This window comes from Kitasatospora sp. NPDC059747, assembly GCF_042732955.1.
Classification (GTDB): Bacteria; Actinomycetota; Actinomycetes; order Streptomycetales; family Streptomycetaceae; genus Kitasatospora.
This window is the reverse complement of the sequence record NZ_JBHWGV010000128.1, coordinates 1-22,148: the sequence shown is the minus strand read 5'-3', so window position 1 is coordinate 22,148 and position 22,148 is coordinate 1. Positions and strand designations below refer to the sequence as shown.

Sequence of the window (22,148 nt, the reverse complement as noted above, 5' to 3'; positions counted from 1 at the left end):
ACCCCACTCGGGGGGCGCGGGCCGCCCGGGGGGGTTACTCCGCGAGCGCCGGGCCCCGCGGGGGGCCCCGCCCGGGCACCGGCCCGTCGGCCAGCACCTCGTCGACGGCCTTCGCGACGTCCGCGGCCTCCGGCCGCCCGGTGCGCAGGTCGAGCCCCGCGCCCGACCACTGCACCCGGGCCGCCACCTCGGGCTTGTCCTCGCTCGCGCCGCCGACCACCAGCGGCACGCCGTAGCGCAGCGCGGTGTGGACGCCGCCGTAGCCTCCGTTGCTCACCAGCACGTCGGCGTGCGGCAACAGCAGGTCGAAGGGCACGTAGCCGGCGGCCCGGACGTTGCCGGGCAGTGCGCCCAGGAGTTCGGTGAGCGCGGCCGGGCCGTCGGGGCGCGCGGTGGCGGCGACCACCAGCACGTCGCGGTCCGCCAGGGCGGTCACGGTGGGCGCGACGAGCTCGGTGAGGTCGCCGTTGGCGAGCGTGCCCTGAGTGACCACAACCACCGGGCGGGTGCCGTCCAGTTCCCGCCACCAGGCGGGCAGGCGGTGCTCGGCGCCGACGGCCGGCGGCAGCGCGCCGATCATCCGGAAGGTCTCCGGGGCGTCGCTGCGCGGGTACTCGAAGCCGGGCACGGTGAGCTGGAGGAAGTGGTCCGGCACCGTCACGAGGGCGTTGGCGCGCGGCCCGTCCGGCAGGGTGATCCCGAGGCCCGCGAACACCTCCTCGGCGTACCGCTGGAGCGGCTCGCCGCGCCGGTTCACCTCCTCGTACATCGCCCGGTTGCGCGCCCGGCCCTCCTCGCCCGGCACGGGCGGCAGGGCGAGGCCGAACGGCGCGGTGTCGATGCTCTGGAACATCGGCGGGGCCACCCCGACGCCCACCACGGCGGGCCGCCGCGACCGGGGCCGGCTCAGCGCCAGCGCGAGCGCTCCCTGGAAGAACGCGTCCACGACCACCGCGTCCGCCGGGAAGCCGGCCAGCAGCTCCTCCAGCGCGCGGTACTGCGCCGGGACGGGGTCGGTGAAGACGTGCTTGACGTCGAAGGCGATCCGCGCGGGCCCGGCCGGCAGCTCGGAGCGCCCCGGGAAGCGGGCGTCGAGGTCCCGGTCGTCGAAGTCCGCCTCCGCCGGCAGCGCCACGAAGCGCACCCCGGCCCGCTCCGCCGCCCCCGCGAACCGGCCGCCGCCGAGGAACACCACCTCGTGGCCGCGGGCGGCGAGGTCGGCGGAGATGGCGAGCAGCGGGCCGACGTGGCCGTGCGCCGGTACGGCGGCGGTGATGATCCTGGACAGTGGAATCCCCCTCGGTCGGAAGCGTGCCGGGGCACCGCCGGCCGGCGGCCCCCGTGGACCCACCGTAGGAAAAGGTTGTTGACGATCGGTAAACGCCGCAGCCTCCGCCGCTCCGCCCCCGGCTCGGCGCGATCAGATCCAGCCGCGCTGGCGGGCGAGCTGGGCGGCCGCGTGGCGGTTCTCCACGCCGAGCTTGGTGGTGACGGAGGAGAGGTAGTTGCGGACGGTGCCCGGGGCGAGGGCGGCGCGCTCGGCGATCTCCAGGACGGGGGCGCCGTCGGCGGCGAGGGACAGGATGTCGGCCTCGCGGGCGCTCAGCGGCGAGGCGCCGGCGCTGATGGCGTCCGCGGCGAGGATCGGGTCGATGTAGCGGTGGCCGCCGTGGACGGTGCGGATGATGCTCGCGAGCTCCTGGGCGGAGACGGTCTTGGAGACGAACCCGGTGACGCCGCAGGCGAGGGCGCGCTTGAGGTGGCCCGGGAGGCCGTGGCTGGTGACGATCATCGTCCGGCAGTCCGGCAGGGCCTGGGCGAGCTCGCGGGCCACCGTGACGCCGTCGCGCTCGGGCATCTGGAGGTCCAGGACGGCGACGTCGGGCCGGTGGTGCAGGGCCATGGCGGTGGCCTCCGGGCCGGTGGAGGCCTCGGCGACGATCTCGATGTCGTCCTCGAAGGCGAGCAGGGCGGCGAACGCGCCGCGGATGAGGTGTTCGTCGTCGGCGAGCAGGACGCGGATCATCGGTGGCCTCGATCGGTCGGCGGTTCGGTCGGCGGTTCGGTCGGGGTCTCGGTCAGGGTCTCGGTCGGGGTCTCGGTCGGCGGTTCGGTCGGGGTTTCGGTCGGGGTTTCGGTCGGGGTTTCGGTCGGCGGGAGGAGTACCCGCAGGCGGTAGGTGCGGTCGGCGCCCGGTCCGTGGTCCAGGGAGCCGCCGAGCGGGGCGAGCCGCTCGGCGAGGCCGGCCAGGCCGCTGCCGCCGCCCGAGGCCGGGCGGTGGCCGCCGCCGTCGTTGGTGATGGTCAGTTCGGCGGCGCCATCGGCGGCGCCGGCGAGCGCGATGGTGCAGGTGCGGGCGTGGGAGTGGTGCAGGACGTTGGTGATGCCCTCGCGGACGACCCAGCCGAGCGCGGTCTGCGCGTCCTGGCCGAGCTCGGGGGCGCCGTCGCGCTCGATCCGGCAGGTGATGCCCGCCGCCTCCAGCACCGAGCGCGCTCCCTCCAGTTCGGTGGCCAGGTCGGTGGTGCGGTAGCCCTTGACCACCTCGCGGATCTCCTGGTGCAGGCTGCGGGTGAGCTTCTGCACCTCCGTCAGCTCGGCCTGCGCCTTCGGGTGCTCGGTGAGCCGCTGGACGAGCTCGGACTTGAGGGCGATCACCGAGAGGTTGCGCCCGATGATGTCGTGGAGGTCCCGGGCGAAGCGCAGCCGCTCCTCGGCCACCATGAGCCGGGCCTGGGTCTCGCGGGCCGCGTCGAGCTGCCACAGCACGGCGAGGAACCACAGCGAGGAGCGCATCAACCCGCCGATGACCGTCCAGGTCGCGACGGTGAACGCCAGGACGGCCGGGCCGGCGGCCCGGTCGAAGGACCAGACGACGCCGGCCGTCGCGACCGAGCCGACCAGCGCCACGGCGAGGTAGCGGGCCTGGCCGAGCAGCGGAGAGAGCGCGAAGGCCGGCGGGATCGCGATCGCGATGGCGGCGATGACCAGGACGCGCGTGCCGTCGAGGTGCCCGGTGCCGTACGCGTACGGCAGCAGGCCGAGTTCGAGCACCGTCACGGCGGCCATCACGCCGAGCAGCGCCCTGGGCCGGGCCGTCCGCCCGACGCTGTGCGCGATCGCCGTGGTGGCGCCGATGCCCTGCGCCGCGGTGAGGGTCGCGATGCCCCACCCGACGACGGCCGGTGCCCCCGCCTCGTTGAGCCTGGCGAGCAGCGGCCACAGCAGTGCGGCGAGCAGCAGCCACGGCATCGAGCACAGCATCCACCGCGTCTGGACGGTCGCCTTCGCGACGTCGGTGCGGTAGTGCGTGGTCGTCTGCACGTCGGTCATCCTCCGTTCGTCTCCTTTCCGTCCGGCCCGTCGAGTGCCCGTCAAGCACCCATCAAGCACCCGCTGAGTACCCGTCGAGTGCCCGTCGAGTGCCCGTCGCGGGTTCAGGCGCGCGGCTCCCACCGGAAGCGGCGCAGCGCGCCCCAGGCGGCGAGCGCCGTCCAGGCCAGCAGCGTCGCGCCCCTGACCACCGAGTCAACCATCCCGGCGCCCTCGCCGGTCCAGCCGGAGCGGACCAGTTCGATCACGGGGGTGAGCGGGAGGAAGCGCAGGACGTCCGCGAACGGCCCGGGCAGCACCTCCAGCGGGATGACGGTGCCGGAGGTGACGAGCAGCAGCATGAAGCCGACGGTGCTGACGCCCTGGGCGCTCTCCGCGGTGCGGGCGAAGGCGGTGCTGAGCGCGGCGGCGGCGGCGATCAGCACGGTGCCGAGCAGGACGCCGACGGCGACGAGGTGCGGGGCGGCCGGGGCGCCGAGGCCCGCGATGAGGGCGACGGCGGCGGCGATCGCGGTGAACTGCAGGACGGCGGCGATCGCCATCGGGACGGCCGGGCTCGCGAGGATGACGAGGTCGCCGATCTCGCCGGTGCGCTGCCGCTTGAGGACGTACTCCTCGCGCCGCAGGACGTAGACGCCGATCAGCGGTGCGTACAGGGCCATGATCAGGACGATCCCGGCGGTGGTGGAGACCATCACGTGGCCCATGGCGAGGCCGGCGCCCTTGAGGTCGAACTGCCGCATGACCGTCGTGGTGCCCATGACGATGAGCACCGGGATGACGAGGACGTTGAAGAGGTTGCTCTTGCTGCGCAGGAAGAGGGTCAGCTCGACCCGGGAGAGCGCGGCGAGGTGGGTGCGGTTCACGCGGCCCGCTCCGTTTCCGTGCGGTCCGTACCGCCCCGGGCGATCCGCAGGAAGGCCTCCTCCAACGAGGCCGAGCGGGCGTCGAGTTGGTTGAGCGTGACGCCCTTGGCGCGGGCCCAGAGCAGCACTTCGGTGGTGGTGTGCTGGAGGTCGTCGGTGGTGAGCTCGACGCGGCCGGCCGGGCCGGTGGCGACGGCGGCCCGCAGGTCGGCGGGGTGCGGCAGGTCGGCGGGGGTCAGGCCGGCGGGCAGCCGGAAGGCGAGGGTGGCGGGGTGCTCGGCGACGATCTCGGCGATCGTGCCGGTCGCGGCGATCCGGCCGGCGTGCATGACGGCCAGCCGGTCGGCGAGTTGCTCGGCCTCTTCGAGGTAGTGCGTGGTGAGCACGATCGTGGTGCCCTCGGCGCGCAGCCGCCGGATGATCCGCCAGGTGTCGTGGCGGCCCTCCGGGTCCATGCCGGTGGTGGGTTCGTCGAGGAAGAGCAGGTCGGGCCGGCCGAGGGTGGCCAACGCGAGGTCCAGGCGCCGGACTTCACCGCCGGAGAGGTTCTTGACGGCGACGTCGGTGCGCGCGGCCAGGCCCACGAGGGCGACGGCCTCGGCGGCCGGGCGCGGGTCGGTGGTGCAGGAGGCCCACATGCGGACGGTCTCGGCGACCGTCAGATCGGTGGGGAGCCCGCCGCGTTGGAGCATCACGCCGGTGCGCGGGCGCACCCGCTTGCGGTCGCGGACGGGGTCGAACCGGCCGAAGAGGGTGACGGTGCCCCGGGTGGGCCGGGCGAGGCCTTCGAGGAGCTCGACCGCCGAGGTCTTGCCGGCGCCGTTGGTGCCGAGCAGCGCGTACAGCTCGCCCGGGCCGACGGTGAAGCCGATGCCCCGCACGGCGTCGAAACCGCCGGGGCCCGGCGGGCCGTAGCGGCGCCAGAGGTCTGTGACCTCGATCACGTTTGAATTGCCGTCATTCGCCATGCGCAACATGTTCGCAGGCGACTCGACTTTGCCGGGATGAGAACTGTCATGGGTTCGCATGACGGATGTCATGGCGCGTCGTGACATCCGTCAGTCAAGGGAAAGTCACCGTCCGAAATCGAGTGTGACGCAGGTCATACCCGATGTTCCGGAGCGGTGTTTTCATCCTTCCACGCCACCACGTGTTCGTCTCGGAACGACCGCCCGTTGGCGGCTCCGGGGGGAATTCACGGCATGGCGGTTCGGCGCCGTTCCGCCGCCCCGAGCGCGGAACGGCTGATCATCCACCGGAAATCCCTTCCAGGGAGAGGAATGCCATGAACGACATCGTTTCCCACGTCAACGGCCTGGACCTCGGCACCATCGAGGCCGCCGACACCCACGGCGACGCGCTGCCCGTCCTCGCGACGCCGGCCGCCGCGCTGGCCGCCATCGGCGGGGCCAAGGCCGTCGGCGCCTTCGTCGGCGGTGCGACCCTGGTCGGCGGCGCCTACGCGCTCGGCCGCGCGGTCGGCTGACCGGCCCCCCTTTCCCCCGCTCCGCCCAGCCATCTTTCGAAAGGACGCGAAAATGAACGACGTCATCGAGGCCGTGAACGCGATGGAAATCCCCGAGGAGGGTGTCATCTTCCCGGAGGCCAGCCCGGTTCTGGCGACTCCCGGTGCTTTTCTCGGCGGTGTGGCGATTTCCTCCGCCGTGATCGGCGCGTTCGAACTCGGCCGCCAGGGCTGATGACGACCGCCCCCTGACCGGGGCGGATGCTCCACGACGCCTGCCGGGCCAGAGGTGCGTTCTGGCCCGGCAGGCCCACGGCCAGCCTAGCGCCCCCGACCGCCGGGGCGCCGTGAAAGGGACCACGTGAAATACGTGCCACGCGTGCAATTCGCCAGGAACACCCGGAAGATCGCCTCGGCGGTGTTCGCCCCGGCCGCGGTGAGCCGGGACCGCGCCCTCGGCCTGTCCGAACGGCTGGCCGCCGCCACCACGCTGACCTCCTCCCTGGAGTACCTCGCGCAGCGGCGGCAGATCCGCCGGGGCGGGCTCAACGACTGGGCCATCGTCAAGGACGTCCAGGCCGAATCCACCCCGCTGGTACGGCGGCTGCTGAACGCCGTGAGCGGCCCGCGGACCACCACCGCGCTGCACGTCGCGCGCGCCGCCGTCGCCACCGGCATGCTGCTGCCCGGCAACTCCCGTTGGCGGGGCGCCGGGAGCCTCTTCCTCGGTTCCACGTCCGCGCTGCTCTACCCGCGCCACCGCTACGGCACCGACGGCTCCGACCAGGTCGCGATCCTCGTGCAGACCGCCACCGGGGCGGCCCGGCTCGTACGGTCCCCGCAGGCCAAGGACGCGCTGCTCTGGTACGTCGCGCTCCAGGCCAACCTCTCGTACCTCGTCTCCGGCTGGGTCAAGCTGCTCGGCGAGCCCTGGCGCGACGCCTCCGCGCTCGGCGGCGTCATGCGCACCCGCACGTACGGCCACGAGGGCATGTACCGCTGGACCCAGGAGCACCCGAAGGCCGCCCGGTACCTCACCCACGGCGTGCTCGCGCTGGAGTGCCTGTTCCCGCTCGCCTACGCCTGCAAGGGCCGTCTCGCCCGGCCGGTCATCGCGAGCGCCGCCGCGTTCCACCTGGCCAACGGGTACTTCATGGGCCTCGGCCGGTTCGTCACCGCGTTCACCGCGATGCACCCGATGGTGGCCTACACCTCCACCCCGAAGGACCACCCCGCCGTCGCCGGACGCGACGACCGGGCACTGCCCGCCGCACTCCTGCTGCTCGCCGGCGCGGGCGCGATCGCCGTCGGCACCGCCGTCCAGCGCCGCCTGCGCACCACCGAGGGCTGGCACACCTCCCACGTGCTGACCACCCGCCACGGCAACGAGCTGCAGTACGAGGTGCTCGCGCACGGACGCGCCGAGGAGCCCGTCCTGGTGTTCGCCGCCGGCATGGTCTCCACCAGTGAGCACTTCGCCTGGATCACCGAGCGCCTCGCGAAGGAGACCGGCTACGGCGTCGTCACCTACGCCCGCGCCGGGTACGCCGGCAGCCGCCACCGCTGCGCCGCGCGCTTCCGGCTGGCGGAGTCCGTCGACGACCTCGTCGACCTCGTCCGCCTCGCGGTCGAGCCGGACCGGAAGGTGGTCCTGGTCGGCCACTCGCTCGGCGGCGAGCTCGCCCGCCGCGCCGCCGCGCAGCTCGGCGAGCGCCTGCACGGCGTCGTCTACCTCGACTCCTCGCACCCCGACGAGCTCAACCGCTCCAGGCAGCAGAGCGAGTCGGCCGGGCAGCTGCGCACCTCGCTCACCCGGATGGCCTGGTACCTGCGCCTCGGCACCGGCGTCCTGATGGCCCGCCCCGAGTGGGTCGAGGGGCTGCCGGCCGCGTACCGCAAGAAGGCGTTCGCGCAGTACGCCGACGCGCGGATGTGGGAGGCCGGGCGGCGCGAATGGGAGGCCCTGGAGGCCGAGTTCCGCGCCTTCTGCGGCCCGCTGGAGCCCGTCGAGGGCGCGCACGCCCTGGTCGTCTCGGCGCAGCAGACCGTCGACCGCGACCCCGACCAGCTGCTGATGCACCGGGAGCTGGCCGAGGCCCACGTGGGCGGCGCGCACACCGAGGTGACGGTCGTCGAGGGCGCCGGGCACGACACCCTGCTCACCCAGAGCCGCTTCGCGCACCGGGCGGCCGACCTCATCACCGCGTTCCTCGACCGCGTCGCGGACGCCCGGTCCGCTGCCCCCGCGGACCCTGCCGACCAGGAGGCCGCCACGTGACCCCCCGTCCCGACGTGCGCAGCGTGTTCACGGGCAGCGCCATGTCCAAGGGCAGCGCCGTGTTCAAGGGCAGCACCGTATTCAAGGGCAAGGGCGCCGCCTGGCGGATCGCCGGGGCCGCGATGCTGCTCGGCACCCTCGCCACCCAGCACCCGCACCCCGCGTTCAACCGGCTCCAGCTCAAGGACACCTTCTCGCTGCTGCCGAACTGGCGGTTCTTCGCGCCCACCCCGGCCATGCACGACTACCACTTCCTGTACCGCACCCTCGGCGCCGACGGCACCACCTCCCCGTGGGAGGGCCTCGACGTGATCGAGGGCCGCAAGCCCTGGCAGATCGCCTGGTTCCCCACCCGGCGCCCGGAGAAGGCCGTCTTCGACATCTGCAGCGAGATCCTGCACGTCATCGACAAGGGCTTCGCCGTCGTCACCCGCACCTCGGCCTACCGGACCCTCACCGAGTACCTGCGCGCCACCATCCACGAGCGCGGCGACGCGGCGGACGTCCGCGGCTTCCAGTTCGCGCTGGCCCGCGCCACCGGATACGACAGGACGCAGGACCCCGAGATGGTCTTCGTCTCCCCGTACACCCCGCTCGACCCGGCCGACGCGCGGCGCCCGCTCGCCGCCCGGCCCGCCACCACCGCAGTGAGGAGCTGACCATGGCCGCGTACATCGTCGTCGCCATCGGTGCCGTGATCGCCGGCGCCATCGCCTACGGGGTGCTGAAGGGGAGGTCCAAGTGAGCACCGTGCAGACCCCCTCCGTCCACGACATCGGCTACGGGCTGGAGTTCAAGGGCTGGTACGACCGGCTCTTCCCCAAGGACGACTCCGCCGCCCGCACCGCCGGACACCTCGCCGCGCTCCACCCCGACCCGGCCGCCGGCACCGTCGAGTTCGGCGTCGGCACCGGCCGGATCGCCCTGCCGCTCGCCGCGCTCGTCGGCCCGGTCACCGGCGTCGACTCCTCCCCCGAGATGCTCGACGGCCTGCGCGCGGCCCTGGCCGGCCGCACCGACGTCGAGCCCGTCCACGGCGACATCCGCACCTATCGCGCCGAACGCACCGCCGGGCTCGTCTACTGCGTCTGCGGCACGCTGTCCATGCTGCTCACCCCCGAGGAACAGCAGCTCGCCGTCCGCCGCGCCGCCGGCCTGCTCGCCCCCGGCGGACGGCTCGTCGTCGAGACCCACAACCGGCCCGCCATCCACGCCCTGCACGAAGGGCGCAGCCACGCCACCTACTTCACCCCGTACCCGGAGCGCGGCACCGGCTTGCAGACGCACTCGACGCTGCTGCCCGAGAACGACCTGTGGCACTGCTCCCACATCTGGTACGAGGCCGACGGCAGCACGCGCGTCGGCACCGAGCTGTCCCGGCTCACCACGCCGGACGAGGTCGACGCGTACGCGCGGGCGGCCGGGCTCGTGCCCGAGAGCCGCTCGGCGGGCTGGGGCGGCGAGCCGTACGCGGAGCGCTCGCCGATGTTCGTCTGCACGTACGTCAAGCCCGGGACCGGGACCGCGAGCGGGCCCGGCGCGAGCGACGCGGCGGCCGGGGGCGGGGAAGCGGCGTGAACCCCTGGCAGATCGCCCGGCGGCACCGCGCGCTGCTGCTCACCGGCATCCTCCTCGGCCTCGCCGGCGCGGCGGCGACGCTGGCCCAGCCGCTCGTCATCGGCGGGATGATCGAGGCCTTCGCCGCCGACCGCCCCCTGACCGGGCCAATCCTGCTCGCCGCCGCCCTGTTCGCCGCCGACGCCGTGCTCGCCGCGGCCCACGCGTACGCGATCGGCCGGGCCGGCGAGGACGTCGTGTACGACATCCGGCACACCCTCGGCGCCCGGCTGCTCCGCTCCCGCCTGCGCTCCTACGACCGCTGGGACCAGGGCGACGTCTTCACCCGGATGGTCACCGACACCTCGCTGGCCCGGGTCTGCATGACGCAGGCGCTCGCCCAGATCGTCACCAGCGCGTTCATGGTCCTCGGCGGCATCGCGATGATGGCCTGGATCGACCCGCTGCTGCTCGCCACCACCCTCGCCTGCCTCGGCACGGCCAGCGCCGTCTCGCTGCTGCTGGCCCGCCGGGTGCGGCTCGTGGCGGTGGCGAACCGGGAGGACACCGGCGTCTACGGTTCCGCCCTGATGCGTGTCCTCGGCGCCCTGCCGACCGTCAAGGCCTCCCGTGCCGAGGAGCGGGAGACCGAGCACCTCGGCGGCCTCGCCGACCGCGCCCGGCGCTCCGGGGTGCGGGTCTCCGCCCTGTCGGCGCTGCTCACCCCGGCGATGAACGTCGGCACCCAGATCGCCCTGACCGTCGTCATCGCGTGGGGCATGGCCCGCGTCGCCACCGGCGACATGGCGCCCGCCGACCTGACGTCGTTCATGATGTACCTGTTCTACCTGGTCGCACCGCTGGTGATGCTCTTCATGTCGATCGCCCAGTTCCAGCAGGGCCGGGCCTCCCTCGACCGCCTCTCCGAGCTCGGGGCGATCGAGCAGGAGGACGCCGGACCGCCCGCCCACGCCCCCGTCGACGGGCACGGCCTCGTCTTCGACGGGGTGACCTTCGCCTACCCCGGCAGCGACACCCCCGTCCTCCACGAGGTGTCGCTGACCGTCCCCGACCGCGGCCTCACCGCCGTCGTCGGCCCGTCCGGCGCGGGCAAGAGCACGCTCTTCCAGCTCGCCGAACGGCTCCACGAACCGTCCGCCGGCACCATCCGCATCGGCCGCACCGACACCGCCCGCATGCCGCTCGACCAGCTGCGCTCCCTCGTCGGCTACGTCGACCAGGAACACACCCTGCTGCGCGGCACCGTCCGCGAGAACCTCACCTACGCGGCCCCCGGCGCCACCGGCGAGGACATCGCCGAGGCCCTGCGGATGGCCCACCTCACCGACGTCGTCGCCGCCCTGCCGGACGGCCTCGACACCGAACTCGGCGAACGCGGCGCCGGCCTGTCCGGCGGCGAGCGCCAGCGCCTGGCCATCGCCCGCACCCTCCTGCAGAAACCCCGGATCGTGCTCCTCGACGAGGCCACCGCCAGCCTCGACGGCGCGTCGGAGGCGGCACTGCGCGACAGCATCGCCGCCATCGCCCGCACCCGCGCCGTCGTCGCCATCGCCCACCGCTTCTCCACCATCACCCGGGCGGACCGGATCATCGTGCTCGACCGGGGCCGCGTGCAGGCCGTCGGCACCCACGCCGACCTCAGCGAGGAGAGCGGCCTCTACCGGCGCCTCGCCGAACACCAGGGGGTCGCCGCATGACGTTCGACGCCGCAGTCGTCGGCACCGGCCCCAACGGCCTCGCCGCCGGCGTCACCCTGGCCCGGGCCGGGCTGCGCGTCGCCCTCTTCGAGGCGGCCGACACCATCGGCGGCGGGCTGCGCACCACGTCGCTGTTCGACAGCGACGTTCGGCACGACGTCTGCGCGGCCGTCCACCCCATGGCCGCCGCCTCCGCGTTCTTCCGCCGCTTCGACCTGCCCGCCCGCGGCGTCCGGCTGCTCCAGCCCGACATCCCGTACGCCCACCCGCTGCCCGGCGGGCGGGCCGCCGCGGCCTGGCGCAGCCTGAGCCGCACCGCCGCCCACCTCGGCCCGGACGGCCGCCGCTGGATGCAGCTCCTCGGGCCGCTCGCCGACCGCTCCCCCGCCGTCGTCGACCTGCTCCTCTCCGACCAGCGCAGCGTGCCGGGCGACCTCCTCGCGCCGCTGCTCCTAGGGGCGCGGGTGCCGTCGCTCGCGACCCGGCTCACGCCCTTCGGGCTCCTGCGCACCGAACCGGCCAGGGCGCTCCTGACCGGCGTGGCCGCGCACGCCGTCGGCAGGCTCCCCTCGGTCACCTCGGCCGCCGTGGCGCTCCTGCTCGCCCACACCGCGCACAGCACCGGCTGGCCGCTCCCCGAGGGCGGCAGCGCCCGCATCGCCGACGCCCTCGCCGCCGACATCACCGCCCACGGCGGCGTCTTCCACACCGGGCAGCGCATCCGCGACCTCGCCGAACTCGGCGACGTCCCGCTCGTGCTGCTCGACGTCGGCCCCAAGGAGTTCCTCGCCATGGCCGGCCCCCGGCTCCCGGAACGCTACCGGCGGTCGCTGCGCCGCTACCGGTACGGGCCGGGGGCGGCGAAGGCGGACTTCCTCACCGACGGGCCGATCCCCTGGACGAACCCGCTCGTGGGCCGGGCCGGCACCGTCCACCTCGGCGGCACCCGGGCCGACATCGTCCGCCGGGAGACGGCGACGGCCGCGGGCCGCCCGGTCGAGGACCCGTTCGTGCTCGTCGTCGACCCGGCCGTGACCGACCCCACCCGCGAGGCCGGCGGCAGGCGACCGGTCTGGGCCTACGCCCACGTCCCGCACGGCGACCCGCGCGACCCGGTCGACCTGATCCGCCGCCGCATCGAGGAGTACGCGCCCGGCTTCGGCGACACGATCGTCGCCTCGCGCGGCCTGTCGGCGCGGCAGTACGAGGAGTACAACCCCAACTACGTCGGCGGCGACATCGGCGCGGGCGCCCTCACCCTCCGCCAGTCCCTGGCCCGCCCGGTGGCCCGATGGAACCCGTACGAGACCCCGCTGCCCGGCGTCTACCTCTGCTCCGCCGCCACCCCGCCGGGGCCGTCCGTCCACGGCATGTGCGGCCACCACGCGGCGCTCGCCGCCCTGCGACGCCACCACGGGCTGCGGACGCCTCCGGCGCTGGCTCCGTACCCGTAGCCGCTCCGCTCAGCGGCCGAGCACCGCACCGCCGTTGAGGCCGATGACCTGGCCGGTCACGTACCCGGCCGCCGGGGACGCGAGGTAGGAGACGGCCTCGGCCACGTCGGCCGGGGTGCCGGCGCGGCCCACCAGGGTGTCGGCCACCTTCTGCGCGTGGAAGGCCTCCGTCCAGCCGTCGCCGAAGATCTCGGTGTCCTCGACGTAGCCGGGCGCGAGGACGTTGACGGTGATCCCGTCCGGGCCCAACTGCCGCGCCAGGCCGAAGGCCCAGCCGTGCAGGGCGGCCTTGGCGGCGGCGTACGAGCCGAGCGAGTGCGGGCCGGCGCCGCCGCGCTGGGCGGCGGCCGAGCTGATCACGACCAGGCGGCCCCCGGGCCTGCGCAGGTGGTCCTGCAGGGCGGTGGTGAGGAGGACGGCGGAGAGCAGGTTGCCGTCCAGGTCCTGGCGCCAGGAGTGCGCGAGGGCGGCGAGGCTGCGGTCGGCGGGCGGGGTGACGATCGCTCCCGCGTTGTTCACGAGGGCGTCCACCGGGCCGAGTTCCGCGATCCGCGCGGCGGCGGCCTCGACCGCTTCGGGGTCGGTCAGGTCGACCGGCACGGGCAGGACCCGGCCCGGCCCGACGGTCCGCTCGATCGCGTCCCTGGCCTCGTCGAGGACGGCCGCGCGCCGCCCGAGGACCGCCACCCGGTTCCCGTCGGCGGCGAGCCGGGCGGCGATCGCCCGGCCGATGCCGGTGCCGCCGCCGGAGACCACGGCGAGCCGCTCGGCCGCCGCCGTCACTCGCCCGCCTCGTCGTACTCGTAGTAGTCGCGCATGAGCTCGCTCGACCAGGCCGGCTGGCGGACCTCGCCGCGCGGGCCGAACTCGGCCAGGTAGGGCTTGATGTCGAGCACCGGCGTGCCGGCCACCGCGTCCAGGCCCGCGACGTGCAGGTCGAGGCCGTCCACGCGGAGCAGCTCGCAGCGGGAGACGCCCAGCCGGTTGGGCCGGTTCTTGCCGCGCTGGGCGAAGATGCCGACCAGCGGCCAGTCGGTGTTGCCGCGCGGGTGGCGGGCGCCGGTCTCGATCCTGTCCACCGGCACGCGGTCGAAGTGGTAGACGATCTCCAGGTGGGAGAAGTCCGCCAGCCCGTACAACGCCTCCTCGGCGAACTGCTCGCCGTCCAGCCGGACGATCGCGGCGACGGCGCCCCAGCGGTCGTCGACCACCTCGTCCCGCCCGCCGACGACGTGCGCCACCGGCCTCGAAGTCACGTCCATGAGCCCCCCGTTCGTCGCGTGATCACGTGGCATCGTAGCCGGTCCCGGCGGCGAGCCTACCGGCCAGTAGTAGAAGGTCCGACGTCCGCAGCACCCGCCCGCCGAACCCGGGCAGCGGCACGTGCAGCGGCTCGGTCCAGGCGGCCGGGATCACGCCGAGGCCGTACACGGCCCCGGCCAGCGCGCCGGTGACGGCGGCGACGGTGTCGGTGTCCCCGCCGAGGTCGATCGCGGCGCGGACGGCGGCCGGGTAGCCCTCGGTGGTGCGCAGCGCCCACACGGCGGAGCCGAGGCAGGGCCAGACGGCGCCGTTGGGCTCGGTGGCGCGGTCGGGGTGCCAGTCGGGGTCGAGGACGACGGCGTACCGCTCGCGGTGGTCGGGCTCGACGCGGGCCAGGGCGTCCGGGATCGCGGCGAGCGGGTCGGCGCCGTCGAGGGCGTGCCGGACGAGCTCGTGGAGGATCGCCGTGCCCTCCCAGGCGGCGCCGTCGCCGTGGGTGAGGGCGGAGATCCGGCGGGCGGCGGCCATGGTGGCCTCGCGCCCGGCGGGGGCGAAGGCGACTGCGGAGGGGGCGGCGCGCATGAGGGCGCCGTTGCCGGCGGCGCGCATGGTGGTGTTGAAGTGGATGGCGGCGGCCAGGTTCCAGGTGTGGCCGTTGGTGAGGACGTCCTCGGTCTGGATGCCCACGTCCTTGGGCTCGGAGGCCACCCAGCGCTGGAACCGGGCGAAGATGTCCGGCAGGTCCAACTCGCCCTTGTCCAGCAGCGATTCGGCGACGAGGACGGCCATCTGCGTGTCGTCCGTCGCCTCGCCGCGCTCCCAGCCGCCACCCGCGACCATCTCGCCGTCGCCGTCGGGGAAGCGGGCCGAGAAGGCCCCGGCGGGCCCGAACTCGTACGGCGCGCCCAGGGCGTCGCCCACGGCTGAGCCGATCACCGCGCCTGCCGCGCGGTCCTGCCAGTCACGTCCGGTCGTTCGGGTCACTCGGGTCACTCGGGTCATTCGGGGAGGGTAGCGGCCGGGTGGCGGAGGATGTCGAGCACCACTGCGCCGTCCACCGTCTCCTTCTCGACCAGCAGTGCGGCCAACTCGTCGAGGTGGTGGCGGTGTTCGCGCAGCAGACCGATGGCGCGCCGCTCGGCGCCGCGCAGCAGGGCGGCGACGGCTTCGTCGATCGCGCGCTGGGTCTCCTCGGAGTAGGGGCGGCGCAGCAGGTCCTCGGGGCTCTCGCCGAGGTAGTGGGAGGAGCCCGAGGCGTAGCCGACCGGACCGAGGTCCGGGGAGAGGCCGAACTCGCGGACCATCCGGGTGGCGACGGAGGTGGCGTTGGCGAGGTCGTTGGCCGCGCCGGTGGAGCCCTCGCCGAAGACGACCAACTCGGCTGCCCGTCCGCCGAGTTGCACGGTGAGCAGGTCGGTCAGGTAGCTCTCGCTGTACAGGTGCCGCTCGGCCTCGGGGAGTTGTTCGGTGGCGCCGAGGGCGACGCCGGCCGGGAGGATGGTGACCTTGGCGACGGGGTCGGCGTGCTCGCACAGCGCGGCCATCAGCGCGTGCCCGGACTCGTGGACGGCGACGGCGTGCCGCTCGTCGGGCAGCAGCGCATTGGAGGACTCGCGGCGGCCGAGCAGGACGCGGTCGCGGGCGGTGTCGAGGTCGTCGGCGGTGATGGTGGCCCGGTCGGCGCGGACGGCGTTGATGGCGGCCTCGTTGACGAGGTTGGCGAGGTCGGCGCCGGAGAAGCCCGGGGTGCCGCGGGCGATCCGGTCGAGGTCGGCGTCCGGGGCGAGGGTCTTGCCGACGACGTGGACGGCGAGGATCGCGGCCCGCTCGCGCTGGTTGGGCAGCGGCACGGTGACCTGCCGGTCGAAGCGGCCGGGGCGCAGCAGGGCCGGGTCGAGGGCGTCGGGCCGGTTGGTGGCGGCGATGACGACGATGCCGGTGCTCTGGTCGAAGCCGTCCATCTCGGCGAGCAGCTGGTTGAGCGTCTGCTCGCGCTCGTCGTTGCCGCCGAGCCGGGAGCCGCCCGCGCGGCGGGCGCCGACGGCGTCGATCTCGTCGATGAAGATGATGGACGGTGCGCGCTTGCGGGCCTCGTCGAAGAGGTCGCGGACGCGGGAGGCGCCAACGCCGACGAACATCTCGACGAAGCCGGAGCCGGTGACGGACAGGAACGGCACCTCGGCCTCGCCGGCGACGGCGCGGGCCAGCAGGGTCTTGCCGGTGCCGGGCGGCCCGACCATGATCACTCCGCGCGGCCCCTTGGCCCCTGCGGCGGCGTACCGCCCGGGGCTGCGCAGGTAGTCGACGACCTCGCTGACCTCCTGCTTCACGCCCTCGTACCCGGCCACGTCGGCGAAGCCGGTGGCGGGCCGCTCGGCCTCGATGATCTTCGCCCGGGAGCGCCCGATCGCGCTCAGGCCGCCGGTGACCGAGCGGGCGGCGAGCCGGCCGGACCACAGGAAGAGCCCGCCGAAGACCAGCAGCGGCAGGAACAGCAGCAGCGTGGACCAGATCGAGCTGCCGCCGGTGCGGCTGCCGGTGACGTCCACGTGTTGCGCGGAGAGGGACTGGCTGAGCTGCGTGGTGTCCAGGGCGGTCGGGATCTGGCTGGTGAAGCGGGTGCCGTCCTTGAGGGTGCCGCTGACGCCGCCGGTGTCCGTCACGTTCACCGTCTTGACCTGGCCCGTGTCGACCCGGCCGACGAAGTCGGAGTACCCGTACTTGGTGCCGGCCGGGCCCGGGGCCTGGACGACGAGCAGCAGGATCAGGGCCAGCAGGGCGCCCACGGGCAGCAGCCAGCGGCGCACGCTCGGGGGCGACGGCTTGGGCGGCGTCGGCTTGAACGGGTTGGGTTTCGGCCCTCCGGGCGGGGTGGGGCCCGGCGAGGAGGGACCCGGCGGGGTGGCCAGGTGCTGCGTGGTCGGGTTCCGGGTGGCCGGGTGCCGGGTGGCCGGGTGCCGGGTGGCCGGGTGCCGGGTGGCGCGCAGGCGGATCCGTCCGGTCATCTGCGCTCACCGCCTCTCCGGAGGCGGCCGGGCGGGGTGACCGCCGGGGCCTCCGTCTCCATGGTCGGACGAGACGGCCCCGGACGGGAGTGGATCAGGAGCGGAAGACCCTCCCCCGGCCCTCCCGGGTCGGTCAGGAGAAGTCGAGCGACCCCGTCCGGGTGCGCTTGAGCTCGAAGAACTTCGGGTACGCGGCCAGCGCCCGGACGCCGTCGAAGATCCGCACCGCGTCCTCGCCGCGCGGGATCCCGGTCAGCACCGGGCCGAAGAACGCGACGCCGTCCACGTGGATCGTCGGCGTGCCGACCTCCTCGCCGACCGGGTCCATCCCCTCGTGGTGGCTCTTGCGCAGCGCGATGTCGTACGCGGTGCTCCCGGCCGCGTCGGCGAGGTCCTCCGGCAGGCCGGCCTCGGCGAGCGCCTCCCGGATGACCGTCCCGTCGGCCTCGCGGTCCTGGTCGTGCAGGCGGGTGCCGAGCGCGGTGTACAGGTCGCGCAGCACGTGCTCGCCGAACCGTTCGGCGGCGGCGATGCAGACCCGGACCGGGCCCCAGCCGGTGGTCAGCAGGCGCTGGTAGCGCTCGGGCAGGCCCTCGCGGCCCTCGTTGAGGACGGACAGGCTCATCACGCGGAACGTCAGGTCGAGCTCGCGCTCGCGCTCGACCTCCAGGATCCACCGGGAGGTGATCCAGGCGAACGGGCAGATCGGGTCGAAGTAGAAGTCAACTTTGGTGGTCACGGTGAGGAGCCTAGGCGCCGAGTGGACCGCCGGACAGTGCCAATCAGACCTGGTTCGAGTGGGCCACTTGGACTTGTCCAAGCGACCGTGGGCCACGTGCCAGTGAACTAGCCCTGGCCGCACACCGTGCCGTCCGCCGGCACCTTGCCGTCGAGCAGGTAGGCGTCCACCGTCGTCTTCAGGCACGGGTTGCCGGTGTTGTACCCGCCGTGGCCCTCGCCCTGGAGCGTCACCGTGACGCCCACGCCCGCGCCCAGCTGCTGCGCCATCGTCCTGGCGCCCTCGACCGGGGTGGCCGGGTCGCCGGTGGTGCCGACCACCAGGATCGGCGCGGCGCCCGTGGCGGAGACCTCGGGGTGGTCGGTCCTGCCGGCGACCGGCCAGCCGGTGCAGCCGGTCAGGCCCCACGCGGTGAACGCGCCGAAGACCGGCGAGGCGTCCTTGAACTGCGGCAGCTGCTGCTCGACGTCCTGGTCCGAGTAGCGCTGCTTGGCGTCCACGCAGCTGATCGCCCGGTTCGCCGCGTTGAGGTCGTTGTAGTGCCCGCTCGGGTCGCGCCCGAGGAGACCGTCGGCGAGCTGGAGCAGCACCGTGCCGGTGCCCCGCTGCATCGCCTCGGTGAGCCCGGCGGCCAGCGCCGGCCACGTCTCCTGGCTGTACAGCGCGCCCGCGATGCCGGTGACGGCGAGGCTCTCGGTCAGCTGACGCCCGCTGTCGGTCGGCAGCGGCTTCTGCTCCAGCGACTGCAGCAGTCCGGTGACCCGGGCGGTGCCGTCGGCACCGCCGCTGCCGGTCGGGCAGTCCGGCACGCCGGTGGAACAGGCCTTCATGAAGTCCTCCAGCGCGAGCTGGAAGCCCTTGGCCTGGCCGAGCGAGGACTGGGCCGGGTCCTTCGTCGGGTCCACCACCGAGTCCAGCACGGCGCGGCCGACCTGCTGCGGGAACAGGTGCGCGTAGACGCCGCCGAGTTGGGTGCCGTAGCTGATGCCGAAGTAGTGCAGCTGCTGGTCCCCGAGGGCCTGCCGCATGAGGTCCATGTCGCGGGCGGCGCTCTCGGTGTCCACGAAGGGCAGCACCGGGCCGGAGTTGCGCTCGCACGCCGAGTTGAACTGCGCGGTGCTCTCGTCGAGCGCCTTGACGGCCGCCGGGCTGTCGGGGGTGTTGTCGATCGCGTTGGCGGCGTCCATCGCCTTGTCGTCCAGGCACTTCACCCCGGCGCTCGCACCGACCCCGCGCGGGTCGAAACTCACCAGGTCGTAGCGGGTGTTGAGGGAGGCGTAGGTGTCCGCGAGCGCCGGCAGCGTGGTGATGCCCGAGCCGCCGGGGCCGCCGAAGTTGAACACCAGCGAACCGATCCGGTGCTGCTCGTCCTTGGCCCGGGAGCGGATCAGCGCGAGGTCGATCGTGCCGCCGCCCGGTTTGGCGTAGTCCAGCGGGGCCTTGAGCGTCGCGCACTGCCAGTCCCCCGCGGGCGGGGTGCCGCCGCCCTGCGCGGCGTCCGGCGCGCCGCACGCGTGCCAGTCGAGCTGCTGGACCGCCGCGGGCGCCGCCGTCGCCGGCGCGGCCGGCACGGGCTCGGCGGCGGGCGCGGCCCCGCCCTGGCAGCCGGCCGACGAGGTGAGGAGCAGCGCGCTCAGCCCGAGCGCTCCGGCACCGCGGACGACGGTGTGCATGGGGACTCCACCTCTCGGAAGGCCGGACGGCGCGATCGGCCCCCGGACTGGCGAACGGGCGCGCGAGCGGGCGCACGCCGGGGCCGCACACGCCCCGCGCCCGTCCGCTCACCCTAGGTGTGCGCGACCTCACGCGCCCTCCGGAGTCCACCGTCGGGGGGCGCGTGCCGCCCGCCGTCCCACCGGCCGTCCGGGTGGGGCGGACGCGCCGCGGGGGGCCGCGGCCCGGCGCGGCGGGGGGGCGGGGGGGGGGGGCGGGGCGCCCGGCGGACCCCGCGCCCCGCGGGGTGGGGCGCACCCCCCGCGCCACCCGGCCCCGGGGCGGCCGGGGGTGCCGGGGTGCCGCGGGGCCGATGGCGGGGGCTACTTGGGCATCTCGTTCCAGAGCTGGTCGGGGCCCTTGCCGGTGAGGCGGGCCCAGATGCCGTCGTCGTTCGGGTTCAGGTTCAGCTTGTAGGCGAGGTCGGGCTGGCGGTAGGTCTTGGAGACGTAGTCGATGAAGCGGGCGGTGGCCTGGTAGCCGCTGTTGTAGTGGTCGTCCGGGCCGAAGTGCTGGGCGCCGGTGCCGGGCTGGAAGTTGTAGTCGCGCACCCAGTCCGCGAGGCCCTCGCCCATCCAGCCGTGGTCCCGGTCCGGGCCGTTGGGGTTGTTCCAGACCGCGACGTGCACGGCCTCGTGCACCAGGAAGCCGGTGTCGTTCCGGTTGCCCCGCACGTAGCCGATGTTGACGTGGATCTCGTTGACGCCGCCGTTGGGCTTCGTCGCGTAGGCGGGGTACTGGGTCAGCGACGGGTCCATGATGATCTTGAAGTAGGAGGGCGCCTGGAACGCCCCCCGGATGATGAGGTTGGAGATCTGCGGGTAGTAGGCCGCGACGGTCTGCTTCTGCTGCTCCAGCCACGGGCCGAGGTCGGGGGCCTGGGAGTAGTCCAGGTCGATGGTCGGGCGGCCGGTGGTGGGCGGGGTGGTGGCGGAGTTCTTGTCCAGGTTCCAGGACTGTGCCAGGTCGCCGGCGTTGCAGGCGGTCACCTTCGCGTTGAGGTCGGCACCGCGAGTGAGGCAGAGGTTGCCGTCCGAGACGCTGTGCAGCAGCCACGCGCGGCCGTTGCCCGTCGAAGTGTTCTCCAGCCACCAGCGCTGGTTGTCGGCGCCGACGTAGTTCCAGGAGCCGACGGTGTTGCGGCCCTTGTCGCGGTCGACCGCATTGTTGGTGCCGGGCACCTTGATCGACCAGGTGCCGTTGCCCTCGTCCCGGATCGTCCACGCCTGCTGCGCGGAGGACTCGTTCCAGTCGCGGATCACCACGTTGGTGCCGTTGTTCCGACTGTCCCACTGCAGGGCGCCGCCCGCGTAGCTGGAGATGCGGTAGTCGGCGCCGCTGGCCGGCAGCGACTCGGCCGCGCTCGCGCTCTGGGCACCCAGGGCCATGCCGGACACGACGGTCGCGGCGGACAGGACGGCGGCCGCGGCCGCTCGACGGATGATCATGTCGAAGCTCTCCTCCCGGCCGGTCCCGGTGGACCGGTCTGCGGGGACATGCCACCGCCCGGCGGTGTACGCGGCGTCGACGGTTCGTCAACGGACTCGTTGACGGGGGCGCTGACGGGGGCTCTGGCGGCGGCGCTGACGGAGGTGCGCGCGGAGTGATCGGCTCCCGATGGGGTCGTCGACGAACCGTCCGCTCCACCAGCCGCTTTTCCGGACCCCTCTGCGGTCGCGTCAAGTCGGCGTTTATAGGCTGGTGAGAGGGTCGGTTGGAACGCGACCGAAGGTCCCGGCCCGGGCCCACGGCGGCGGGACGCGACGATGTACGGGGTCGAGGAGGATCATGCGTGGCACCACGCTCGGTGACCGCTACCGGTTGGACGAGTGGCTCGGTGGCGGTTCGATGGGCGACGTCTGGCTCGCCGAGGACGAGGTCCTCGGGCGCCGGGTGGCCGTCAAGGTCCTGAAACCGGCGCTGCTGGACGAACCGGGCTTCGCGGAGCGGTTCCACGAGGAGGCCCGGGTGATGGCCCGGCTGCGCCACCCCGGCATCGTCGGCGTGCACGACTTCGGCTCCGGCCGGCTCGACGGCGGCCACTCCTGGACGACCGCCTGGGGCAGCACCGGCCGCCCGATCGCCTACCTCGTCATGGAGCTCATCGACGGCGAGCCGCTCAGCGACGTCCTGAAGCGGCGCGGCCGCCTCGACGCTCCCGAGGCGCTCGGCCTGGCCCTCCAGGTGCTGGAGGCGCTGACGGCCGCGCACGAGGCCGGCGTCGTCCACCGGGACATCAAGCCGGACAACCTGATGGTCCGCGACGAACGCGTCGTGATCGCCGACTTCGGCATCGCCCGCCCCGGCTGCGACACCCGGCTGACCGTGCCCGGCATGGTCCTCGGCACCGCCGCCTACCAGGCGCCCGAGCAGGCCTCGACCGGCGCGGTCAGCGCCGCGGCCGACCTGTACGCGCTCGGCGTCGTGCTCTACGAGTGCCTGTCCGGGCAGCTGCCGTACCACGGGGAGACGGCCCTGGAGGTCATCCTCAAGCACCTGACCACCCCCGTGCCGCCGCTGCCGGCGGACGTCCCGGCCCCGGTCCGGGCGCTGGTGGCACGCGCGATGGCGAAGGACCCCGGCGAGCGCTGGCCGGACGCCGCCACCATGGCCGCGGCCGCCCGGGCCGCGCTCGACGGCCATCCGGTGGAGGTGGTGGAGGCCACCGTGACCGTGTCGCCCGCGTCCCCAGGCGAACCGGCGGCCGCCCCGGCCGGGGGGGGGGCCCCCGGCCGCGCGGCGGGGGGGGGGGGGGGG

Annotated in this window: 20 protein-coding genes; 8 read left to right on the top strand and 12 right to left on the bottom strand. The window is 74.3% G+C overall.

Annotation, left to right across the window (positions count from 1 at the left end; genetic code table 11):
• Positions 1–34: 34 nt before the first annotated feature.
• The 5 genes from ACFV4G_RS36535 to ACFV4G_RS36515 form a co-directional block, all read right to left on the bottom strand.
• On the bottom strand, positions 35–1,351 hold the full coding sequence (locus ACFV4G_RS36535; RefSeq protein WP_380446557.1) for a glycosyltransferase: 1,317 nt from the start codon (positions 1,349–1,351) through the stop codon (positions 35–37).
• A gap of 69 nt (positions 1,352–1,420) precedes the next feature.
• Positions 1,421–2,026: a response regulator gene (locus tag ACFV4G_RS36530; RefSeq protein ID WP_380446555.1), complete on the bottom strand. Its 606-nt coding sequence runs from the start codon at positions 2,024–2,026 to the stop codon at positions 1,421–1,423.
• The gene (locus ACFV4G_RS36525; RefSeq protein WP_380446552.1) at positions 2,023–3,333 is read right to left on the bottom strand and encodes a sensor histidine kinase; all 1,311 of its coding nucleotides are present in this window, start codon (positions 3,331–3,333) and stop codon (positions 2,023–2,025) included. The genes ACFV4G_RS36530 and ACFV4G_RS36525 overlap by 4 nt, the downstream gene beginning before the upstream one ends.
• Positions 3,334–3,437: 104 nt before the next feature.
• Positions 3,438–4,199: an ABC transporter permease gene (locus ACFV4G_RS36520; RefSeq protein WP_380446550.1), complete on the bottom strand. Its 762-nt coding sequence runs from the start codon at positions 4,197–4,199 to the stop codon at positions 3,438–3,440.
• Positions 4,196–5,167: an ABC transporter ATP-binding protein gene (locus tag ACFV4G_RS36515; RefSeq protein ID WP_380446547.1), complete on the bottom strand. Its 972-nt coding sequence runs from the start codon at positions 5,165–5,167 to the stop codon at positions 4,196–4,198. The genes ACFV4G_RS36520 and ACFV4G_RS36515 overlap by 4 nt, the downstream gene beginning before the upstream one ends.
• A gap of 317 nt (positions 5,168–5,484) precedes the next feature.
• Between ACFV4G_RS36515 and ACFV4G_RS36510 the strand changes: the two genes are divergently transcribed.
• The 7 genes from ACFV4G_RS36510 (at position 5,485) to ACFV4G_RS36480 (ending at position 12,671) form a co-directional block, all read left to right on the top strand.
• A complete protein-coding gene (locus tag ACFV4G_RS36510; RefSeq protein WP_359959463.1) occupies positions 5,485–5,685 on the top strand; it encodes a hypothetical protein in 201 nt (66 codons plus the stop codon).
• Between the two features lie 52 nt (positions 5,686–5,737).
• Complete coding sequence (locus tag ACFV4G_RS36505) at positions 5,738–5,899, top strand: hypothetical protein (protein ID WP_380446544.1); 162 nt, start codon at positions 5,738–5,740, stop codon at positions 5,897–5,899.
• Positions 5,900–6,043: 144 nt separating this feature from the next.
• On the top strand, positions 6,044–7,942 hold the full coding sequence (locus tag ACFV4G_RS36500) for an alpha/beta fold hydrolase (RefSeq protein ID WP_380446541.1): 1,899 nt from the start codon (positions 6,044–6,046) through the stop codon (positions 7,940–7,942).
• A complete protein-coding gene (locus tag ACFV4G_RS36495; RefSeq protein WP_380446539.1) occupies positions 7,939–8,601 on the top strand; it encodes a hypothetical protein in 663 nt (220 codons plus the stop codon). Before ACFV4G_RS36500 ends, ACFV4G_RS36495 begins: the two co-directional genes overlap by 4 nt.
• Before the next feature lie 82 nt (positions 8,602–8,683).
• Complete coding sequence (locus ACFV4G_RS36490) at positions 8,684–9,520, top strand: class I SAM-dependent methyltransferase (RefSeq protein WP_380446536.1); 837 nt, start codon at positions 8,684–8,686, stop codon at positions 9,518–9,520.
• Positions 9,517–11,217, top strand: coding sequence for an ABC transporter ATP-binding protein (locus tag ACFV4G_RS36485; RefSeq protein WP_380446533.1), 1,701 nt, complete (start codon positions 9,517–9,519; stop codon positions 11,215–11,217). The genes ACFV4G_RS36490 and ACFV4G_RS36485 overlap by 4 nt, the downstream gene beginning before the upstream one ends.
• Positions 11,214–12,671 carry a phytoene desaturase family protein gene (locus ACFV4G_RS36480; protein WP_380446530.1) on the top strand — a complete coding sequence of 486 codons (1,458 nt, stop codon included), beginning with the start codon at positions 11,214–11,216 and terminating at the stop codon, positions 12,669–12,671. The genes ACFV4G_RS36485 and ACFV4G_RS36480 overlap by 4 nt, the downstream gene beginning before the upstream one ends.
• 9 nt (positions 12,672–12,680) lie before the next feature.
• Here ACFV4G_RS36480 and ACFV4G_RS36475 read toward each other — a convergent pair whose 3' ends face one another.
• The 7 genes from ACFV4G_RS36475 to ACFV4G_RS36445 all read right to left on the bottom strand — a co-directional run bounded on the left by ACFV4G_RS36475 (position 12,681) and on the right by ACFV4G_RS36445 (position 20,839).
• Positions 12,681–13,454, bottom strand: a complete 774-nt coding sequence (locus ACFV4G_RS36475; RefSeq protein ID WP_380446527.1) for an SDR family NAD(P)-dependent oxidoreductase — start codon at positions 13,452–13,454, stop codon at positions 12,681–12,683.
• Positions 13,451–13,933, bottom strand: a complete 483-nt coding sequence (locus ACFV4G_RS36470; RefSeq protein ID WP_380446524.1) for an SAM-dependent methyltransferase — start codon at positions 13,931–13,933, stop codon at positions 13,451–13,453. The genes ACFV4G_RS36475 and ACFV4G_RS36470 overlap by 4 nt, the downstream gene beginning before the upstream one ends.
• A 22-nt stretch (positions 13,934–13,955) precedes the next feature.
• The gene (locus ACFV4G_RS36465) at positions 13,956–14,936 is read right to left on the bottom strand and encodes an ADP-ribosylglycohydrolase family protein (RefSeq protein WP_380446522.1); all 981 of its coding nucleotides are present in this window, start codon (positions 14,934–14,936) and stop codon (positions 13,956–13,958) included.
• Positions 14,933–16,939: an ATP-dependent zinc metalloprotease FtsH gene (ftsH, locus tag ACFV4G_RS36460; protein ID WP_380446519.1), complete on the bottom strand. Its 2,007-nt coding sequence runs from the start codon at positions 16,937–16,939 to the stop codon at positions 14,933–14,935. Before ftsH ends, ACFV4G_RS36465 begins: the two co-directional genes overlap by 4 nt.
• Before the next feature lie 133 nt (positions 16,940–17,072).
• Positions 17,073–17,678 (bottom strand): disulfide bond formation protein DsbA, encoded by a 606-nt coding sequence (locus ACFV4G_RS36455; protein ID WP_380446516.1) that lies wholly within the window; start codon positions 17,676–17,678, stop codon positions 17,073–17,075.
• 107 nt (positions 17,679–17,785) lie between these two features.
• Positions 17,786–19,351 carry an alpha/beta hydrolase gene (locus ACFV4G_RS36450; protein ID WP_380446513.1) on the bottom strand — a complete coding sequence of 522 codons (1,566 nt, stop codon included), beginning with the start codon at positions 19,349–19,351 and terminating at the stop codon, positions 17,786–17,788.
• Positions 19,352–19,714: 363 nt separating this feature from the next.
• The gene (locus ACFV4G_RS36445) at positions 19,715–20,839 is read right to left on the bottom strand and encodes a basic secretory protein-like protein (protein WP_380446510.1); all 1,125 of its coding nucleotides are present in this window, start codon (positions 20,837–20,839) and stop codon (positions 19,715–19,717) included.
• A gap of 340 nt (positions 20,840–21,179) precedes the next feature.
• Here ACFV4G_RS36445 and ACFV4G_RS36440 point away from each other — a divergent pair.
• A partial coding sequence (locus tag ACFV4G_RS36440; RefSeq protein ID WP_380446507.1) for a serine/threonine-protein kinase occupies positions 21,180–22,148 on the top strand: 969 nt, incomplete at its 3' end.

Excerpts from the sequence above, each read along its gene's own strand:
- ACFV4G_RS36530 (WP_380446555.1), bottom strand. The coding sequence starts at position 2,026 with ATGATCCGCGTCCTGCTCGCCGACGACGAACACCTCATCCGCGGCGCG.
- ACFV4G_RS36525 (WP_380446552.1), bottom strand. The coding sequence starts at position 3,333 with ATGACCGACGTGCAGACGACCACGCACTACCGCACCGACGTCGCGAAG.
- ACFV4G_RS36515 (WP_380446547.1), bottom strand. The coding sequence starts at position 5,167 with ATGGCGAATGACGGCAATTCAAACGTGATCGAGGTCACAGACCTCTGG.
- ACFV4G_RS36510 (WP_359959463.1), top strand. The coding sequence starts at position 5,485 with ATGAACGACATCGTTTCCCACGTCAACGGCCTGGACCTCGGCACCATC.
- ACFV4G_RS36505 (WP_380446544.1), top strand. The coding sequence starts at position 5,738 with ATGAACGACGTCATCGAGGCCGTGAACGCGATGGAAATCCCCGAGGAG.
- ACFV4G_RS36480 (WP_380446530.1), top strand. The coding sequence starts at position 11,214 with ATGACGTTCGACGCCGCAGTCGTCGGCACCGGCCCCAACGGCCTCGCC.
- ACFV4G_RS36470 (WP_380446524.1), bottom strand. The coding sequence starts at position 13,933 with ATGGACGTGACTTCGAGGCCGGTGGCGCACGTCGTCGGCGGGCGGGAC.
- ACFV4G_RS36465 (WP_380446522.1), bottom strand. The coding sequence starts at position 14,936 with ATGACCCGAGTGACCCGAGTGACCCGAACGACCGGACGTGACTGGCAG.
- ftsH (WP_380446519.1), bottom strand. The coding sequence starts at position 16,939 with ATGACCGGACGGATCCGCCTGCGCGCCACCCGGCACCCGGCCACCCGG.
- ACFV4G_RS36450 (WP_380446513.1), bottom strand. The coding sequence starts at position 19,351 with ATGCACACCGTCGTCCGCGGTGCCGGAGCGCTCGGGCTGAGCGCGCTG.
- ACFV4G_RS36445 (WP_380446510.1), bottom strand. The coding sequence starts at position 20,839 with ATGATCATCCGTCGAGCGGCCGCGGCCGCCGTCCTGTCCGCCGCGACC.